Source organism: Cupriavidus pauculus (assembly GCF_008693385.1).
Classification (GTDB): Bacteria; Pseudomonadota; Gammaproteobacteria; order Burkholderiales; family Burkholderiaceae; genus Cupriavidus; species Cupriavidus pauculus_D.
Genome location: NZ_CP044066.1, coordinates 155707 through 171423, shown reverse-complemented (window position 1 = coordinate 171423; position 15717 = coordinate 155707). Strand labels below are relative to the sequence as shown.

General features: G+C 61.9%; 16 protein-coding genes. 12 read left to right on the top strand and 4 right to left on the bottom strand.

Annotated features, from left to right (window positions below):
- Positions 1 to 90: 90 nt before the first annotated feature.
- The 4 genes from FOB72_RS17835 (at position 91) to FOB72_RS17820 (ending at position 4217) form a co-directional block, all read left to right on the top strand.
- Positions 91 to 486 (top strand): hypothetical protein, encoded by a 396-nt coding sequence (locus FOB72_RS17835; protein ID WP_150374079.1) that lies wholly within the window; start codon positions 91 to 93, stop codon positions 484 to 486.
- A gap of 67 nt (positions 487 to 553) precedes the next feature.
- Positions 554 to 2116, top strand: coding sequence for a hypothetical protein (locus tag FOB72_RS17830; RefSeq protein ID WP_150374078.1), 1563 nt, complete (start codon positions 554 to 556; stop codon positions 2114 to 2116).
- 474 nt (positions 2117 to 2590) lie between these two features.
- A complete protein-coding gene (locus FOB72_RS17825) occupies positions 2591 to 3559 on the top strand; it encodes a DUF932 domain-containing protein (RefSeq protein ID WP_150374077.1) in 969 nt (322 codons plus the stop codon).
- 274 nt (positions 3560 to 3833) lie between these two features.
- The gene (locus FOB72_RS17820; RefSeq protein ID WP_150374076.1) at positions 3834 to 4217 is read left to right on the top strand and encodes a hypothetical protein; all 384 of its coding nucleotides are present in this window, start codon (positions 3834 to 3836) and stop codon (positions 4215 to 4217) included.
- 110 nt (positions 4218 to 4327) lie between these two features.
- Here FOB72_RS17820 and FOB72_RS17815 read toward each other — a convergent pair whose 3' ends face one another.
- From FOB72_RS17815 to FOB72_RS17805, 3 genes are read right to left on the bottom strand one after another with little or no spacing between them, the layout of a single operon-like run.
- The gene (locus tag FOB72_RS17815) at positions 4328 to 4711 is read right to left on the bottom strand and encodes a polymer-forming cytoskeletal protein (RefSeq protein ID WP_150374075.1); all 384 of its coding nucleotides are present in this window, start codon (positions 4709 to 4711) and stop codon (positions 4328 to 4330) included.
- Between the two features lie 9 nt (positions 4712 to 4720).
- The gene (locus FOB72_RS17810) at positions 4721 to 5350 is read right to left on the bottom strand and encodes a hypothetical protein (RefSeq protein ID WP_150374074.1); all 630 of its coding nucleotides are present in this window, start codon (positions 5348 to 5350) and stop codon (positions 4721 to 4723) included.
- Between the two features lie 22 nt (positions 5351 to 5372).
- On the bottom strand, positions 5373 to 6005 hold the full coding sequence (locus tag FOB72_RS17805; protein ID WP_150374073.1) for a hypothetical protein: 633 nt from the start codon (positions 6003 to 6005) through the stop codon (positions 5373 to 5375).
- A gap of 659 nt (positions 6006 to 6664) precedes the next feature.
- Here FOB72_RS17805 and FOB72_RS17800 point away from each other — a divergent pair.
- The 8 genes from FOB72_RS17800 to FOB72_RS17765 all read left to right on the top strand — a co-directional run bounded on the left by FOB72_RS17800 (position 6665) and on the right by FOB72_RS17765 (position 14192).
- Positions 6665 to 6967: a hypothetical protein gene (locus FOB72_RS17800; protein WP_150374072.1), complete on the top strand. Its 303-nt coding sequence runs from the start codon at positions 6665 to 6667 to the stop codon at positions 6965 to 6967.
- Positions 6916 to 8190, top strand: a complete 1275-nt coding sequence (locus FOB72_RS17795) for a hypothetical protein (protein WP_150374071.1) — start codon at positions 6916 to 6918, stop codon at positions 8188 to 8190. Before FOB72_RS17800 ends, FOB72_RS17795 begins: the two co-directional genes overlap by 52 nt.
- A gap of 96 nt (positions 8191 to 8286) precedes the next feature.
- Positions 8287 to 9717: an exonuclease SbcCD subunit D gene (locus FOB72_RS17790; RefSeq protein WP_150374070.1), complete on the top strand. Its 1431-nt coding sequence runs from the start codon at positions 8287 to 8289 to the stop codon at positions 9715 to 9717.
- A 176-nt stretch (positions 9718 to 9893) separates the two neighbouring features.
- Positions 9894 to 10409, top strand: coding sequence for a hypothetical protein (locus FOB72_RS17785; RefSeq protein WP_150374069.1), 516 nt, complete (start codon positions 9894 to 9896; stop codon positions 10407 to 10409).
- Positions 10397 to 12721, top strand: coding sequence for an AAA family ATPase (locus FOB72_RS17780; RefSeq protein WP_150374068.1), 2325 nt, complete (start codon positions 10397 to 10399; stop codon positions 12719 to 12721). Before FOB72_RS17785 ends, FOB72_RS17780 begins: the two co-directional genes overlap by 13 nt.
- Before the next feature lie 159 nt (positions 12722 to 12880).
- The gene (locus FOB72_RS17775; RefSeq protein ID WP_150374067.1) at positions 12881 to 13432 is read left to right on the top strand and encodes a hypothetical protein; all 552 of its coding nucleotides are present in this window, start codon (positions 12881 to 12883) and stop codon (positions 13430 to 13432) included.
- A 106-nt stretch (positions 13433 to 13538) separates the two neighbouring features.
- The gene (locus FOB72_RS17770; RefSeq protein ID WP_150374066.1) at positions 13539 to 13865 is read left to right on the top strand and encodes a hypothetical protein; all 327 of its coding nucleotides are present in this window, start codon (positions 13539 to 13541) and stop codon (positions 13863 to 13865) included.
- A gap of 42 nt (positions 13866 to 13907) precedes the next feature.
- Positions 13908 to 14192 (top strand): hypothetical protein, encoded by a 285-nt coding sequence (locus FOB72_RS17765; RefSeq protein WP_150374065.1) that lies wholly within the window; start codon positions 13908 to 13910, stop codon positions 14190 to 14192.
- A 248-nt stretch (positions 14193 to 14440) separates the two neighbouring features.
- Here FOB72_RS17765 and FOB72_RS17760 read toward each other — a convergent pair whose 3' ends face one another.
- Complete coding sequence (locus tag FOB72_RS17760) at positions 14441 to 14863, bottom strand: HU family DNA-binding protein (protein WP_150374064.1); 423 nt, start codon at positions 14861 to 14863, stop codon at positions 14441 to 14443.
- Positions 14864 to 15717: the final 854 nt, after the last annotated feature.

The following is a 15717-nucleotide window of genomic DNA, read 5'->3' as shown; positions in this document are numbered from 1 at the left end:
TAAGCGCACCCCTCGGGGTGCGTTTTTTCTTTTCCCCACCCATACGGGCGTCGTCCCGTCGGGGCGACTCCCCACCAAAGGAGTATCCCGATGGACGCCACCACCGTTTATGCCGCTGGCCTGGCCAGCTATCCCGCCGGTGTCCTGCTGCGCGCATCCGTGTATTCGACCAACCTGCGCGCCGCCATCTCGCTCGTCTGCGCAGATGACGGCATGCCCTACGGCGCGCTGACAGTGAACCTGCCTCAGACCGAACTCGCGGACGACGAGATCCTTGTCGCTGCGGACTGGAATCTCCCGGCTGACCTCAAGGGGGCACTGCTCGCGACCGGCAAGTTTGTGCAGACAGGCCGCTGGAACCAGATCGGTCACGGCCGTGGCGAAATCTGGCGCATCGCCGATGCCGAGCTGCTCTCGCAGATCGCGGCAGCGCGCATTGTCGCCAGTCGCGGCAACTCGAAGCGTCGCACCGCAGTCGCCGCCTGAGTCACCATTCCTTCCAACCCAATCGGGGCACGTCCCCGGATGGGCGTGCTCCGTCTCTGGAGCCACCATGTACGTTATTTACATCGGCCAGCGCGCCGAACACCGCACGACGCTCGCCGGCGTGCTCGAGTACCTGAACGAGGACCGTAACGAACGAGCAGCGCCACGGCTCGAGGACATCACCGTACGGCATATCGAACGTGGCGCGGTTGCTATCGTGCGTCTCCGGTCCGGCAGTTTTGCTGTCAGACCCACGGGCACCCGGCGCAGCATCATCAGCGCCGTCATCGATGAAGTGGATCGATTTATTGTCCGGCCGAATGGCAGGGTTCTGCAGCCGTACGAGATGAGCCGCGCCTCCTGGGGCGCCGTCGTTGCGGCGGGCGCTCTTGCCTACTCGCCGGAGGCTGCCCTTGATATGACGCAGGACGATGCAGGTCCGCTCTTCCAGACTGCGGATCTCTTCGAAGAGCAGGGTGCCTTCGATGTCGGAAACTACGTCCACACCGAGTTTATGCGTCGCTTCGGCTTTGGCACGAATGGTCCGTTGTATGACCCGAGCCAGAGTCCGAACAGCCGGCATGAGGTCCACGTCGCCTACGCGCTCATGCGCGGTGACAAGGTACGCGAATGTATCCTCAGCACGTATCGCGAGAATCTGCACCACGGGCAGTACGATCTGTGGGTGCTGCGCCCACTGATCGACGTGCCTGCGCTACGCGGCGCTTTGTCGAAGAGCGTGCTGCAGGCGCTGTGCAGCGTCATGCGACACGAGAAGATCGAGATCACTTGCCACAACGTCGGTAAGCTGCTCGCGTCGCTCCGTCATGTTCCCAGTGATGGGGGTCTTGTGGACGTCGATGACGCCCTCTATGCCGCTGGCATTGTGTCTGTCCGCACAATGCCAGCGCCGCGACAACTCTCGCGAGGGAGTGCACAGCCGGTTACCCCGCTTGCTGCAAGAATTCACGAGAAGATCTCGCAGCGTCATTATCGTGAGAATGTGGATGCCGCACAATCCGAGCGCAATGCACGGACGATCAGCCAGCGCGAGTATGAGTACCGCACTCATTCGGCGGAGAGGTACCGCGGGCAGTACGGATTCGAATGGCCGAACCGTGTCTCGCTCGCCGTCATGCAGCGCGATATCGCAGCCATCCTGCAGATCTTCGACGGTCCGCGCGACTCGAACACCGACTCCAAGCGCGCATTGCGCGACGAGCTGGGCATCGATGTCATGCATTGCACTGCGGCCGAGCGCCGGCGACGGCTGTTCGACCTCTGCGGCTTTTCCGAGGACGAGCAGGCGGAATGGGAGGCGCAGGCCACCATCGCCCATGCACAGCGGCGCGAGGATCGTGCGATGGCAGATGCCAAGCGGGATGCGGAAGCGACGACGTACCGCCTCGAGACCGGGCAGACGATGAACGGCCGCGAGTATGTGGATTTCTGCATCGATGCGGGCTTTTCGCAGCTGCTCGAGCAGAAGCGGGGCAGCGTCACCCGCTACGGGATCTACGATCCGTCGCGGCGCGTGTCGCGGCCGCTGCGGGCCAAGGACGGCACGCTGGCCTATGCCCGTGCGCGCCTGGCTGAACTGCAGGCGCCTGCTGCGGCGATCGCTGCTTGATTCGAGATCCCCCGGCCATCGGTCGGGGGAGTTTCTCTAAAACACACGGGAAAAGCTGTGCTTTCGCCGGTGGCAACGCGGATTATTGCGATAGCCTAGCCGATACCGAACAGAGCTCTGTTCGCACTGAAGCCAGTTCAGTCCAAACCGAGTTTTACCCGCGGCTTTGCCGCATCGACTCCCAAGCCGGTCCGCCGGCCATTTCCTTCCACTTCCCACAGGGACATCTCCCTGCTGGGGACGTCTCGCGTGGGCCTGAATCACTCCACCCACATGAACCCTTCCTTCTCGCAGTAGCCGTTTGGCGTATCGCGTCAGCCGCCCTAACCGGGCCACGCGCGGTTCGCTATCCGTCATTCGCAAGGGGCGCCTCGCTCGTTGCGCACTCCATTCCTTCCTTCCTTCTTGTCTCGCGATCGGCGGCGCCCTATGGCATCGCCGCGCTCGCGTCATTCCATTTTCAGGAGCAATCCCATGTCTCATCTCGTCCAAACCATGGCTTATGTTGGCGCAACTCCCTGGCATGGCCTCGGCAACCGACTCGAAGCATTTCAGCCGCTCGAAGTCTGGGCCGATGCCGCCGGTATGAACTGGCGCATCGAAGAGACCGACGTCATGTTCCGCGCCGGCTCTCACGAGCTGGATGCCATGAAGGCGTTCTCCGCGCAGAAGGTGCTGTATCGCTCGGACACGCTTGCGCCGCTCTCGACCGTGTCGAAGCGCTATCAGGTCGTGCAACCGTCGCAGGTGCTCGAGTTCTACCGCGACCTCACCGAAGTCGGCGGCTACCAGCTGGAAACGGCTGGAGTGCTCAAGGGTGGCCGCAAGCTCTGGGCGCTCGCGCGCACGGGGCAGTCGACCACGCTCGCCGGCGGCGATGAAGTGCGAGGTTACCTGCTGCTCGCTACCGCCTGCGATGGGACTCTGGCCACCACTGCCCAGTTCACATCTGTTCGTGTGGTCTGCAATAACACCCTGCAAATTGCTCTCGGCCGTGACCGCGGTGCGGTGAAGGTACCGCATCGCAGCCAGTTTGACGCGCAGGCCGTCAAAGACCAGCTGGGCATCGCCATCTCCTCGTGGGATGGCTTCATGGTCCGCATGCACGAGCTGGCTGATCGCAAGGTTAGCCAGAGCGAGTCCGAACGCTTCTTCCAGCGTCTGTTCACGTATCAGTGGGCAAAGCCGGAAGCAGATGGCCCCATGAAGATGAACGAGCGCGGTCTCAAGGCTGTACTCAATCTCTTCGAGGGCGCTGGCCGCGGGGCGAACCTGCCATCCGCTGCCGGTACGGCCTGGGGCCTCGTGAACAGCGTGACCGAGTACGTTGACCACCAGCAGCGTGCCCGCAATCCGGGCAATCGGCTGGATTCGGCGTGGTTCGGGGCCGGCGCGATGCTCAAGCAAAAGGCCTGGGATGCGGCCGTCGAGCTCCTGTCCTGAACCCGAGGTCTTCCTCTACTGAGTCTTAAGCGATCACTGAATGTGCCGATGAAAAAGGCACTGATGTGGTCGTTTCAGGCGTGTGCCCCGGCTAAGTCCGGGGCTTTTTTTTTCTGGCTACGCTATGCAAATCCCTACGAACAATATGGTTGGACAGATTGCCATGATTTGCGAGATCGCACTGGCTGTCTGTCTATTCGCACTGGCACCGGCGCGATGCCGGGAGATTCTGCAATCGTTCTGGCGGGGGAGCGGCGCAGCCGTGGAGGCTCGCTTGACTACCGAACCGTTGGAAGTAAAGATCTCCGATCTCCCACGACGAGGGCTGGGGAACAGGGTCGATGAATGGTCTGCCGAGACGCGACGAGGTCGCACAGGCCTAGGCTTCGACGACTGGTTGGAGGGCATGGCATTGCCCGTATCTGCGGCCCGTGCCGGGTTGCGAATCCTGCAGGATGACTTCAGCTTTGTCATCTGCCATGGCGTGCGTTACGCGATCTTCGATAGCGTGCGCGGTGCACGAGTGTTCGAATGCCGGATCGATGGCCGCCTTCCTATCGTCGCGTTCATAGACGATCAGGGGCGCCGCGGTCCTTGGGTAACAATTCCCAAGCTCTTCACGATCGAAGAATGCGTGAGTATGACGCCTCAGCCTTAGAAAAAGCCCGACGAAATGGTTCGTCGGGCTTTTTTTGTCCTAATTCCGCTGAAACAGTATTGTTTTATGTGAGCTTACTGCGGAAATAGGTCGAGCATGCTTACACTTTTTCATATCGTGGGAGCCGCCTCGAGAGCTTCGGCGCCGGGTCCCGGGGCCTCATAGCCGACGCCTGAGACTCGAGAGATCGTGCCTTCGAGGATGGCGTTAGGGCCGAGCCGGATAGTGCCAGCGTAGGAGATTCGACCTTTCACTCGACCGTTGATGTGCAACGAGACACGGGCAACAATATCGCCTTCGACCGTGCCATCGACGAGTACGTGCTCAGCCTGGACGGTCCCGCGAACTAGGCCCTCGGCGCCCACATGCACCAGGCCGACAGATGACAGCAGATCGCCACCGACAAGGCCGAAGCAACTCAGGCCATGGTCAGCGATGATGTTCCCTTCGACACTAAGGCCCGCCTGGATCAGACTGAAGTTTGCTGTTTTCATGGCGATTTTTCAGAATAGTTTGATCTCGTTGCCACGCCGCGAGTCGTCGGTCTGAGGCGTCGTTTTCGCTGCCGAAGGGGCAGGCGGAGCGGCCGCGGCGGCGGCAGTTTGTCGCGCGGCGACGGACGGTGCCTTTGCCGCAGGCTTGGGCATAGACGCGGGGGCGACCGCTGAGGACGGTGAACTCGCTGGGCCGGCGATCACCGCCGAGGCGGCCGTGGGATTAGCGTCGGTGCGGTGACTTTGCGGTTCAGATTGCACGGGTGCTTGCGGAATCGGCTCCGCCTCTGCCGTCGGCGTCTTCGCCGGCCACGCTTGATCCCGTTCGACTGGCGGATTACTCGCACGCAGGGTTGACTTCATAGCTTCATCGGATCTCGCGCTGGCCAGCTCTCGGTTGTACTTGCCCCCCGATGCGGCCAACATGCCGACGGGAAACGCGATGCCGGCGACGATAAGCAGCGCGAGGACGAGGCGCTGTGCTTCGCTCAGACGTGTCCAGAACGGCTTCGAAGGCGCAGGCGTGGATTGGTTGGGCGCTTGTAGCAACGGAGCGCCAGAGCCGTCGGCGGGCATATCGATGATAAGCGGCGCCTCGTTGTACCGGCTATGCAGCCGGGCAATCTCTTGAAAGTCCATGGGTGTCCTCAGATTGAGATGATCAGCAGTCCGTCCCGATGAGCGTGCCATCGCGGGAGAATCGATCGTTGTCGGGGATGCAGAGGCGGTGAATCGCTCGAATGTGGCGACCCGCACCCAAGAGCGCGTTATCCTTTTCTGCGGCGTCGATCTTTCCGCCCATGTACGCCCCAAGAACGTTCGCGAAAAGTTGGTCATGCTGATTCATCAGCCGGACGAGACGACCACCGAGCGAGTGGGTGACCACGACCTCGCGCGTGTCATAGCGCAGACTAATAAGGCGCGGGCGTAGCCGTCTTGCCCACGTCAGCTTCTCGTCCATCCACGCGTTCGCATCGCGGAAGCGATTGTCGAGCGCAAGAATCTTGCCTTTCGTCGCGACGCTCATCTTGGCGGTGCAGAACAGGTAGTCGCTGCGCAGGAAGTCGCGAACGAAGTCCGAGCAATAGCTGAGTACCGCTGTGCTGTTAGTGTCCGGAATGATTCGCGAGACACGATCCTGACTGAGCAGCCGTTGGATTGGCCTCGGTCCGGCAGGCGAGGCCGGTGACTGGGAGGAAATGCTGTTGCCTTGGGGGCTGCGGTCAGATTCGGACGACTGCGGCTGAGCGTCGGGCTCCGTACCCCGAAAGTGGGGATCAGATGATTCGGCCATTTTTCCATACGTGTAGAACTCTCTCGTTTGAAATTGTCCGCCACAAATGCATGTCGTCGAGCCGAGAAAGCTATATGAAATTGCTGAGCTTTCTGCCTTTTATTCGACTAAATATCTGCCACAATGCTTCCCATACCCCGCGTCACAGACGCATCGACCTCGACTCCTGGCGAGTCCATCTTCTGCATCAAGCCGTGCACATGCGCACGCACCGACTGGTTGGCTACCAGTGTGGATATCTCTTGTGCTAAGTGTTTTCGCCGAACACTTCCCCTCATCAGCTCGTAATACGCGTTCTTCGCTGTGCCTCTTCATGAGCGCACGCAGGACACCGTTCGAGCCTGGGACCATGTGGATCTCTCTCAAAGGCCCCTCCTAGGCAGAACGGCAGACGTCGGGCCGATCCGTGAACCTGCGGCCGAACCTGTGGGTTCGCGAAAAGGGTTGTTGTGCAGCGTGACCATGCTGCACGAGGACGACTTTACGTCCTCAACATAGAGCAGCGCGCATCGGCGCGCCGCTCCCTCGATGCCACGCCCCCGGAAGGGGCGTGGCATTGCTGGTGCATACCTCGACAAGCTCGCTGCCGGAGAAATCCGGAGCGGGCTTTTTTTGTTTCTGGTGAGAGACCTCGATCTTCCTACCCTCAGGAGATGCTCATGCACCAGAACGAGATTTCCGCCGTCATTGCGGCAACGCTGGATCTGCGCCGTCCGCAGTACAAGGACATGCCGCAGGCCTGGCGCGCACTTTGTGAGGCGGCTCACGTCGCCAGTCTCCCGGAAGCCGCGCAAGCGACCTTCCTCAATCGCGTAACGACCCAGCGCGGGGCCGACACAGCCCTGCGCCTTCGGGAGCATGCTGCGTCGATCCGTGCCGCTGTCGTTCAATTCCTGGAAAGGAGAAACGCATGCATGCACCCATCACCTACAGCGAGCCCGGCGAACGCCGAAGCCTCCTAGAAGAGCGGCCCATGCGGCCGCCAATCATCGGCACCATTCGCCCTGGAATTAAGGTACTTACCAAGACTGCGCGCGAGAATGCCAAAGCCGTTGCCATTCATGACGCGCTGCTCGCGCAGGGCAAATCGTTCGAGCACATCGGTACTGAGATTCAGCGCGCCACCGGAATCAAGAACGCGCTTTATCCCAAGAACGTTCCGTGGTTCACATGCCGCGGTTCGGACTTCGCGAACCCGGCAGTTGCAGAAGACATCGTGCAGCGCTACGGTGAAGACCGTGGAGACGGCCAGGGTCATCGGCTGTGGCGCTTTCCTGTGATCTTCGCTTTCGACGACTGGCTGAGCAACATGCCCAACCAGCTCGTTGCGTGGACCGCAAGCGGACGCCAGTACTTCTCCGAGTACGGCAGCGATGGCCGGCGGTACTGCAAGCGCTACGCGCCGCCAGTGCGCGACGAGCGCGCCAGCCGGGCCCGACGAATGTTTGGCGGCCGCACGATCATCCTGCGTCAGGATGACCACATCCCGGACGGCCTCTGCGATCCGCAGGCATGCCCGCAGTACCAGTCGGGGGCGTGTAATTTGTCGGCCAAGTTCTACTTTTCGATCCCGCACATCCTCGGGCTCGGCCTCATCGAGATGCCTACAAGCTCCATCTACGTTCTGCAGAAGGCATATGCCGCCATGCAGACCGTCGCGATGGCACGTGGCAAGCTGGTGGGCGTCAAGTTCTGGATGTCGAAGCAGGAAGCCGAGATCAGCCGGATCGATGAGAATGGCAACGCGATGCGCCAGATGCAATGGCTCATCACGCTGGACGCTGAGATCGATATCGGCGCGCTTCTCGACGGCTCTGACCGAGCGGCCCCGGCCCTCGAGCTGGCGACGCAGGCCGTGGCGGCATTGGAATCGCCGCTTGCTACCGACGAAGACCCACCGCAGCCTGATCGCGTCAGCGAAGAGCTGTCGGGCCAAACGCCTGCCGAGACGTCGGAGGATGAGGATACCCAGAGCCAGTTCGAGGATCTCGTAGCCCGTCTCGGCCTTGCGACGCAGGAGGGCCGCGACCAACTCCGCCTCTACGCTGTGGCCAGCTTCGGCCGCGGCTGGACCAAACGCGATCACGATGTGCGCGCGCTGCTCGAGGAGATGCGCACCGCGCTCACCAACCCGTTCGCGTTCCGCGAACAGGTTGCTGCAATCGCGGCAGACGTCTCCATGTAATTCCGCCAGCTTCGTGCCGGCACTTCAGGGGAAGCCATGCGGCTTCCCTTTTTCCTTTCTCGCCGCAATGCCGGCACATTCCCTTGGAGGTACATCATGCTCAAAGAAGGCGAGAGCCTGCTCGTGGGCCATTTCTCGGACTTGCATTATTCGCCGGGCCACCTGGCCGAGGCTGACCGCTGCTTCGGCTTCGCCGCCGGCGACGCGATCGATGCCGGTTGCCACGTCGGTGTGGTGTCGGGCGATTCGACCGATCACCGTCTCGACGCTCACACGCCCGCGCTTTCGGCGCTCGCGCGGCGCATTCACCAACTGACCGCGCACATGCCGGTACTCATGCTGCAGGGTACGTTCAGTCACGAACCTCCCGGGACGCTGGATCTATTCCGACTGATCGGATCGCAACACCCCGTGTATGTCGCGGATAGGATCCATCAGGTTGCGCTTTGCGACGGGCAGTTCGTGCCGTCGGATGGGGCCGTCTTTGCTCCCGAGGAGATCGAAGTCCTGCTTGCGCTGCGCGGCACGCCCGATGTCGTGTTCACCTGCGTGCCTACGGTCAACAAGGCGGTGCTTGCAGCTGCTGCCGGCGTCGCCAGTGCAGCAACAGCGGTGGGCGATCACCTGGCTGACTACCTTGGGGCCGCCGGTGCCATCAATCGTCTATGGCGGGCACATGGTGTGCGCACCATCGGGGTCTCGCATGGCACCGTCAACGGCTGCCAGACCGAGCATGGCGTACCAATGGCGGGCTTCGATCACGAGTTCACCATTGGTGCGCTCTTCGACGCAGACTGCGATGCATTTATGCTCGGCCACATCCATCGCGCGCAGCAATGGGAGCGTGAGGGCAGGGTGGTCGCGTATCCGGGTTCTATCGGGCGCTTCCACTATGGCGAGATCGGTGCGAAGGGCTATCTGCAATGGCAGGTCAGTCCTGGCCATGCCGCTGCCACGCAGGTGCAGACGCCTGCGCGGGAGACGCTATGCGTGGACTTCGATGGTCCGCCAGACATGGTGAAGCTCACCGAGGTCGCCGCAGGCGCCGCCGACAAGTTCGTGCGGGTACGATGGACGGTCAACGAGGAGCATCGCCAGCTGGTCGATCGCGACGCCATTCTGGCGCTGTTCAGTGCCAGTGCGGAGATCAAGCTGGAAGCGCGCGTCCTGCCTGCGGTGCGCAGCCGTGCGGAAGGCATCAGCCGCGCGGCCACGTTGCCTGAGAAGCTTACGCGCTGGTGTGAGCTGACGGGCGTGGAGGCAAATCCGTTGATCGACGGCCTGTCGATGCTCGAGACGCTAGACGCACAGTCGATCGCCGATCGGGTGCTTGGCGGATTGCCGGAGCAAGCGGTGGCTGTGCAGTTGGAGCGCGCCGCGCAGGTCGTCACTGGCCCGCCTGTCGTCGCCAGTCTGGTCGACATGGAGTTCGACGCTGGTACCGCCGGACCGAAGGATTCGGCGGCACCTTCGCTGGCTGCCGCGGAACCGGCGATGAACTGGCTCACTGACGATCTCTTTGCGTAGCCATACGCCAACCCTTTGAACCTGGCAGAGCCATGTTCCGACAGCCCACGCGGCTGTCGAAAACTGGTTTTACCCGCGTCTCTGACGCATCGACCCCGAAGTATCTATTCCCTTTCCCTTACCCAGACGGGTGCCGCCCGTCCGGGTCGCACTCCGTCATTTTTCAGGAGTGCACCATGATTCTCTACCACGCTGGACCCGACTGGTTGTTCGTCGAAGAGACCTTTATCAATCGCTCCGACATGGCCAAACGCTTGTCCGAGCAGCATGGCTTCACGCAATGCATGATGTACGAGCCGTTCGGCACCGGCCGCGGCGCGGTGATCGCCAAGCGCGATCACATGCTCGTGATGGCGCTTGGCGAGGCGGGTAGTAACACCTTCTTCGCCGTGGCGCCATCCAAGGAACTGCAGGACCTCATCTGGTCGTTCACCAACGGCCTGGCTTCCCAGTGGAGCCAGCTGGAACTGCGAGCCCTCACGGGCTTGGAGGACTGGGCCGCCGTGATGAAGATGGCTGCTGCGCAGTTTACCGCGGCTCGCCGCTCTGTGGAACGCGCGATTGTGGGAAAGCCCGAGCGCGATGCCCCGGTCGCCTCAGAGATGCCTACGTTCGACGAGAACGTGATGGAGGTCTCTTCGGAATATCTGCACTCCTTCTCCGGCGCGGAGTTGTCTGAATGCGCCCACTGAAACTGACGCTGGCTGGGTTCCACGGCATCCGCGACGGTATGCACCGCGATAGCGTCACGGTTGACCTGACGACGCTGCCGACTGGCCTGATTGCGCTGGTTGGCCCCAACGGAGCCGGCAAGACGACGATCATGGACAACCTGCATCCGTATCCGATCATGCCGAGCCACGCGAGCAAGATGTCGGTCGACGCGTTCTCGTACTGGGACCACCTGTGCGCTCCGCGCGCGGAGAAGGATCTGGAATGGGAGCACGGCGGCAAGACCTATCGCTCCGCGTTCGCGTTTCGCAACCCTGGCAAAAGCCGCAAGGCCGAGTACTACCTGTTCGAGAAGGCCTCGGATGGCAGTTGGTCGCCCCTGCAGCTTGCGGACGGCACCCTGTCAGACGGCAAAGCCGACACCTACAACCGGTGCATCGAAGCGGTTCTCGGCTCGCCGGAAGCGTTCTTTACCAGTGTCTTCTCCGCGCAGAATCGGCGGCCGCTCGCCAGCTACCAGCCGGGCGAGATCAAGAAGCTGCTCGCCGAACTGCTGGGCATCGATCATTTGCGCGAATTGTCCGCGAAGGCGGGTGATGTGGCCAAGCTGTTGACGCGCTCGCTGGACACCCTTCAGCGGAATCTACTGACCCTCACGGGGAAGCGCGATCGGGCGGCGGTGGTCGCCCGGGAGATCTGGCAGATGGGCGAGAGCCTGGATACCGAGCGGGGCGCCCGTGATGAGGAAATGGCGAAGGGCGCGAAGCTGCTGCAGGAGCGCGCAACGCTGGCGGCGAAGCAGGAGGCCAATGCCGGTACGGAAGCACGGTTGCGAGAGCTGAACCAGCGCAGGGCCGAATTGGACCAGCGTAGGGCATCGCTTGCCAGCGATGATCACGTTGCGGCCGGTCGTGCTGTGGCGCGCAGGCGGGATCTCGAGCGGCAGTTGTCAGGCAATCGTGCTGTACTGACGGAGGCTTCGGCTATTAAGGCGGCGGCCGGCGAGCGGGATGCCTTGCAACTGGTCGTCGGCCGGCGGCAGGACGCCATTGCCAGCCAGCGTGCCATCGTGGAGAAGTTCGACGCGGCTTATGTCGAGCATGCCTCGCTCAGCACCGAGCTCAAGGGCCTGGAGCAGCAAGGCGTTGCCGGCGCGAAATTGGCCGACTCGTTGAAGCTGCAGGCCGATGTCATCGACACCGTGCCATGCCGGGATGATCCGATGCACGCCGCCTGTCCATTGCTGGCGCAAGCCCGCAATGCCAAGGCGAAACTCGGCGATCAGGTCGTATCCGTCAAGGCGCTGCGTGAAAGCTATCGCAAGAAGCTTGAGCAGATGCAGTCGATGCAAGGGCAGGTGTCTGAACGTGCCACGGCGCGGGCTGCGCTTTCCGCCCTCGAGGCGGATCTGTTGCGCGATCAGCAGCTTTTGCAGCGCCTCACCGCGACGGCTGCCAAGATGCCGCTAATGGCTACCGCGCGGGAAGGATTGGCGCAGGCCGAGCGAGATCTGGCGGCATTGATCGAGGAGGATGCATCGCGAGTTGAGCGTCACAAGCGCGACGTTGCGGACGTGCAATCCCAGCTCGAAACGGTGCGTCGGGAGCTGGCAACGTTGGCCACGGAGGACGTGACCGGCATGCTGGCGCAGCTGGATCGCCAGATTGCAGCGGGCCGTGAGGCTGTCGCTGCCATTGCCGGCCGGATCGAAGCGCTGATTCGGCAGGAGAGCATGCTGGTGGTCGAGCGCGGTCGTTTGGATCTTGAGCTCGCCGGCATGCCGGCGCTCGAGACCAAGGCGCAGGCCATCTCTGACGAGATCGCGAAGTGGAAGCTGCTTGCGAAAGGCCTTGGCAACGATGGTGTGATCGCGTTGTCCATCGATGACGCGGGCCCGGCTATCACGCAGATCGTCAATGACCTGCTCCTGGCCTGCTATGGACCGCGATTCACTATCGCGATCCAGACGCAGACGGCGCTGGCCAGCGGCGAGATGCGCGAGGGCTTCTCCATCAACGTGATCGATGCCGACAACGACACCATGAAGGAGTTCGGTGTGATGTCAGGGGGCCAGAAGGTCTGGATCAACGAGTGCCTGACGCGCGGAATTGCCCTGTATCGGGCGCAGGACGCGCAGCAGCCTTTCCAGACGCTGTTCACCGATGAGGCTGACGGTCCGCTGGATCCGGAGCGCAAGCGTGCCTTCATGAAGATGAAGCGCGAAGTGCTGCGGGTTGGCGGGTATCAGCGGGAGTTCTTCATCTCGCAGACGCCCGATCTCGTGGACGACGCCGACGGCGTCATCGATGTCGTCGCGCTGGCGCAGTCGTAGTTCGCCCGCGGCTCTCTTCACTCTGCCCGCTCACCGAAAGGGAGCGGGCTTTCTTTTCTCTGCATGCACGTTGGCGTCTATCCCGCATCGGGTAAGGCCGCTGGCGGCATCCCTAGCCACTGAACACGGTGGGCAATCCTCATCTTCCTGGAGCACTTCATGAAATTTATCAACTACCCCAATGCGCTCGAATCACGAACCACGCTCAACGCCGTGCAGGAGGCCTTTGTGTCGCGCGCGGTCGAGCGCGGCACGGCCTACATCCAGCGAGCCATCGCAGAAGGGCGCATCCCGCCGACTGCCGCAAGCCTGCTCGCGGTCCGCGATCACGTCACGATCGGTGAGATCACAGCGGTGCTCGGCGAGGTCGAAGAAATCTCGGCGTTGTTCCCAAAGTCAGACGCGGGCGGCGTCGAGGCTTTCGCTGTAGCCGTGAAGAGCGTGATGGATGCGCTCGACGATTGGCTCCCGAGTTTCGATGAGCGCAACGCCGACCTGATTACCAAGCTTGTCGACGACGCTCTGAATTCGGCGTGCCGCTCCGTTCAGAGCCAGCTTGATATCCGCAGCGGCGATACGGCCGCGGCGTTCTTCGTGGACCAGGAACAGCGGACCATTGAAGAGATTCTGCGTCGCTACGTTGTCTGCGAGCTCCGGGCGCTCGACCCGCACCCTGCGCACGCGCGTGAGTCGACGGGAAGTCTCGGCTAGCCGCGGCTTGTCCCGGAACCGCCGGCAACGGCGTCATTCAATCCAATTCAGACGGGATAACCCCGCTCCTGGCGTAGGTCTGAAACTTCAAGCAAGGAAGCATGTTATGAATCTGTGGAAGTCACCTGGGCAGCTTGCATATGAGCGCGATCTGGCAGCGCGGCCAAACTACCAGGATGGACCGCGAAGACCAAGCTGGAGTCGGCTCGGCGATGTTGCCAAAGATTCTTGGGAACGAAATCCCAGCGACCGGAATCGTGAGGAAGCCTTTGCCCAACTCCGGGCCCATGGCATTGAGAGCTACTGCCAGCAGATCTGCGGCGGTGGCTATTGCGGCACGGGTTCTGTTTGCCAGTACGGCATCGACGCAGAAACCGAAATGCCCGTTGGCTTTTATCCCCCTTCTGAAGGGCAGGATGTTCGGCCGGATTGACCGTTAACCATGCAGGCCTAGCCCTGCTCTAAGGCTCTAACCATGTCTAAAGTATTTGTCACGGCCGAAGAGGCCGAAAAGCTGCTGCCGCGTCGGCGGAGGGTTCACACGTTCATCCGCGTCGTTGGCTGGATGGGCGCTGATATGGACCGCGAGAAGCTGCTGGACGCATTTCAAGCTGCCAAGAACGTGGAGGTTTCGCAAGACGCGGCCTGTTTCGATCACTACCTTGCGGTGAAGATCGATGGCATGGAAACGTACATCGAAACCAACCTGAAAGCGCTGGCCAAGTATGGCCTGTTGCCACTGCCGCGCAAGGAGGCTTGAAGTCGGGCGGACCATCTCTGCATCCCAATGCCCGCATATCCAGAAGGACGGTGGGCATTTCCATTTGCCAATTTAACGGGTCAAGCGGCAGTTGGGCCCGTTAGTGAGCGAGCGCAGTTTGCGCGCCGCTCATCCCTTCAAACAACCCCTACGTCTAATCGGACGTCAGGGGCTTTTTTTTTCGTGGACGGCGTACAAACGAAAAGGCCTGGCATTGCCAGGCCTCTGCTTACGGGCAGCGTACCGTTTTACAGGGCCGCATCCTTGAGCTTCTTCAGCGGGCGCACTTTCACCTTCACGGAAGCCGGCTTCGCGGCGAACCATTGGTCCTGGCCAGTGAAGGGATTTTTCCCGAAGCGCTTCTTAGTCGCGGGCACCTGGATGGCCGCCACCTTGAACAGGCCCGGGAACGTGAATTCGCCCGCTCCCTTCTTGTGGATGGCACTGGCGATCGTGTTCTCGAGGTGGACGAGCACGGTTTGTACCGTCTTCTTGTCCAGCTCGGTTTGTGCGACCAGATGTGCCAGCAGGCTCGACTTGTTGAACGTTTCCTTCAGCGGCTTGGCGACAAGGGCGGTTGCAGCTTTCTTGGCTGCGGGCGCAACCTTCTTCGCCGGGGCTGCCGGTTTCTTTGCCGCAGTCTTCGGGGCGGCTGTCTTCTTCGTTGCCATGGAGCTCCTGTGTTGAGAATGCCGGCACGCGGCCGGATCGCAAAGCTTAGCGAAGAGGACCTGCACTTTGCAACGGTGAAGAAGCGCTATTTTGGTGTTTTTCCCACAGCCTCATAGCGCTTCCGCTTGTGCTCATTCTTTGCGTCGATAGTATTGAGGATCGCGCAGGACGGGCACCAGTGACCCCTCTTGACGCCGGAGGGCGTTGCGTTCCAGAGGTGGCCGCGATGGCATTCCCACTTGAGTTTGGATTTTCCGTGGAGATAGACCTCAGAGTGGCAAATGCCCCCACGCTCCCGCGCGAGTGCGCGCATGGCCTCGATGCCCAGCTTCTGTCCTTCGTTGCGACACAGCCGGCACCAGCCGCCCTGCAGGATGTTATTGCCGAGCGCATCCAACTCGTGACCGGCCCAACACCGGAACCTGTAAGAAGCACTGGTTCCGTGGTAGGAGCGGCTCAGACACTGGCCACCGCGCGCTTGGGCGATCTCGCGTACGCGCGCCAAGCCGTCGGGATTGCTCCTTTGCGCTCCAAGTTTCGCGTCGGTGCACGCTCGGCACCAGTTCCCCTGCCTGAGTACCTTATAGCCCATCGCGTTCCAGCGGTGGCCAGCTGCGCATTCGAATGAGTAGTGATCGCGCCCCGTCTTCCAAGTTGTCGCGAGACATTTACCCCCGCGAGTAGCGGCTGCCGCCTGTAGATCGGCGAGACCGTACTTCGAAGCGCGAGCTTGCGAGGCCGGCTTGATCGGCTTGCCCGCGCAGCGGGGACACCAATAGCCAGCCAATACGCTGCGGCCCTCCGGAGCCCATTCATGGCCGCGCTCGCAGCGGATTCTGTGGATAGCCGCTCC

Bases quoted from the DNA above. Each gene is read 5' to 3' on its own strand.
- FOB72_RS17835 (WP_150374079.1), top strand. From the start codon at position 91: ATGGACGCCACCACCGTTTATGCCGCTGGCCTGGCCAGCTATCCCGCC.
- FOB72_RS17830 (WP_150374078.1), top strand. From the start codon at position 554: ATGTACGTTATTTACATCGGCCAGCGCGCCGAACACCGCACGACGCTC.
- FOB72_RS17825 (WP_150374077.1), top strand. From the start codon at position 2,591: ATGTCTCATCTCGTCCAAACCATGGCTTATGTTGGCGCAACTCCCTGG.
- FOB72_RS17815 (WP_150374075.1), bottom strand. From the start codon at position 4,711: ATGAAAACAGCAAACTTCAGTCTGATCCAGGCGGGCCTTAGTGTCGAA.
- FOB72_RS17810 (WP_150374074.1), bottom strand. From the start codon at position 5,350: ATGGACTTTCAAGAGATTGCCCGGCTGCATAGCCGGTACAACGAGGCG.
- FOB72_RS17805 (WP_150374073.1), bottom strand. From the start codon at position 6,005: ATGGCCGAATCATCTGATCCCCACTTTCGGGGTACGGAGCCCGACGCT.
- FOB72_RS17800 (WP_150374072.1), top strand. From the start codon at position 6,665: ATGCACCAGAACGAGATTTCCGCCGTCATTGCGGCAACGCTGGATCTG.
- FOB72_RS17795 (WP_150374071.1), top strand. From the start codon at position 6,916: ATGCATGCACCCATCACCTACAGCGAGCCCGGCGAACGCCGAAGCCTC.
- FOB72_RS17790 (WP_150374070.1), top strand. From the start codon at position 8,287: ATGCTCAAAGAAGGCGAGAGCCTGCTCGTGGGCCATTTCTCGGACTTG.
- FOB72_RS17785 (WP_150374069.1), top strand. From the start codon at position 9,894: ATGATTCTCTACCACGCTGGACCCGACTGGTTGTTCGTCGAAGAGACC.
- FOB72_RS17780 (WP_150374068.1), top strand. From the start codon at position 10,397: ATGCGCCCACTGAAACTGACGCTGGCTGGGTTCCACGGCATCCGCGAC.
- FOB72_RS17775 (WP_150374067.1), top strand. From the start codon at position 12,881: ATGAAATTTATCAACTACCCCAATGCGCTCGAATCACGAACCACGCTC.
- FOB72_RS17770 (WP_150374066.1), top strand. From the start codon at position 13,539: ATGAATCTGTGGAAGTCACCTGGGCAGCTTGCATATGAGCGCGATCTG.
- FOB72_RS17765 (WP_150374065.1), top strand. From the start codon at position 13,908: ATGTCTAAAGTATTTGTCACGGCCGAAGAGGCCGAAAAGCTGCTGCCG.
- FOB72_RS17760 (WP_150374064.1), bottom strand. From the start codon at position 14,863: ATGGCAACGAAGAAGACAGCCGCCCCGAAGACTGCGGCAAAGAAACCG.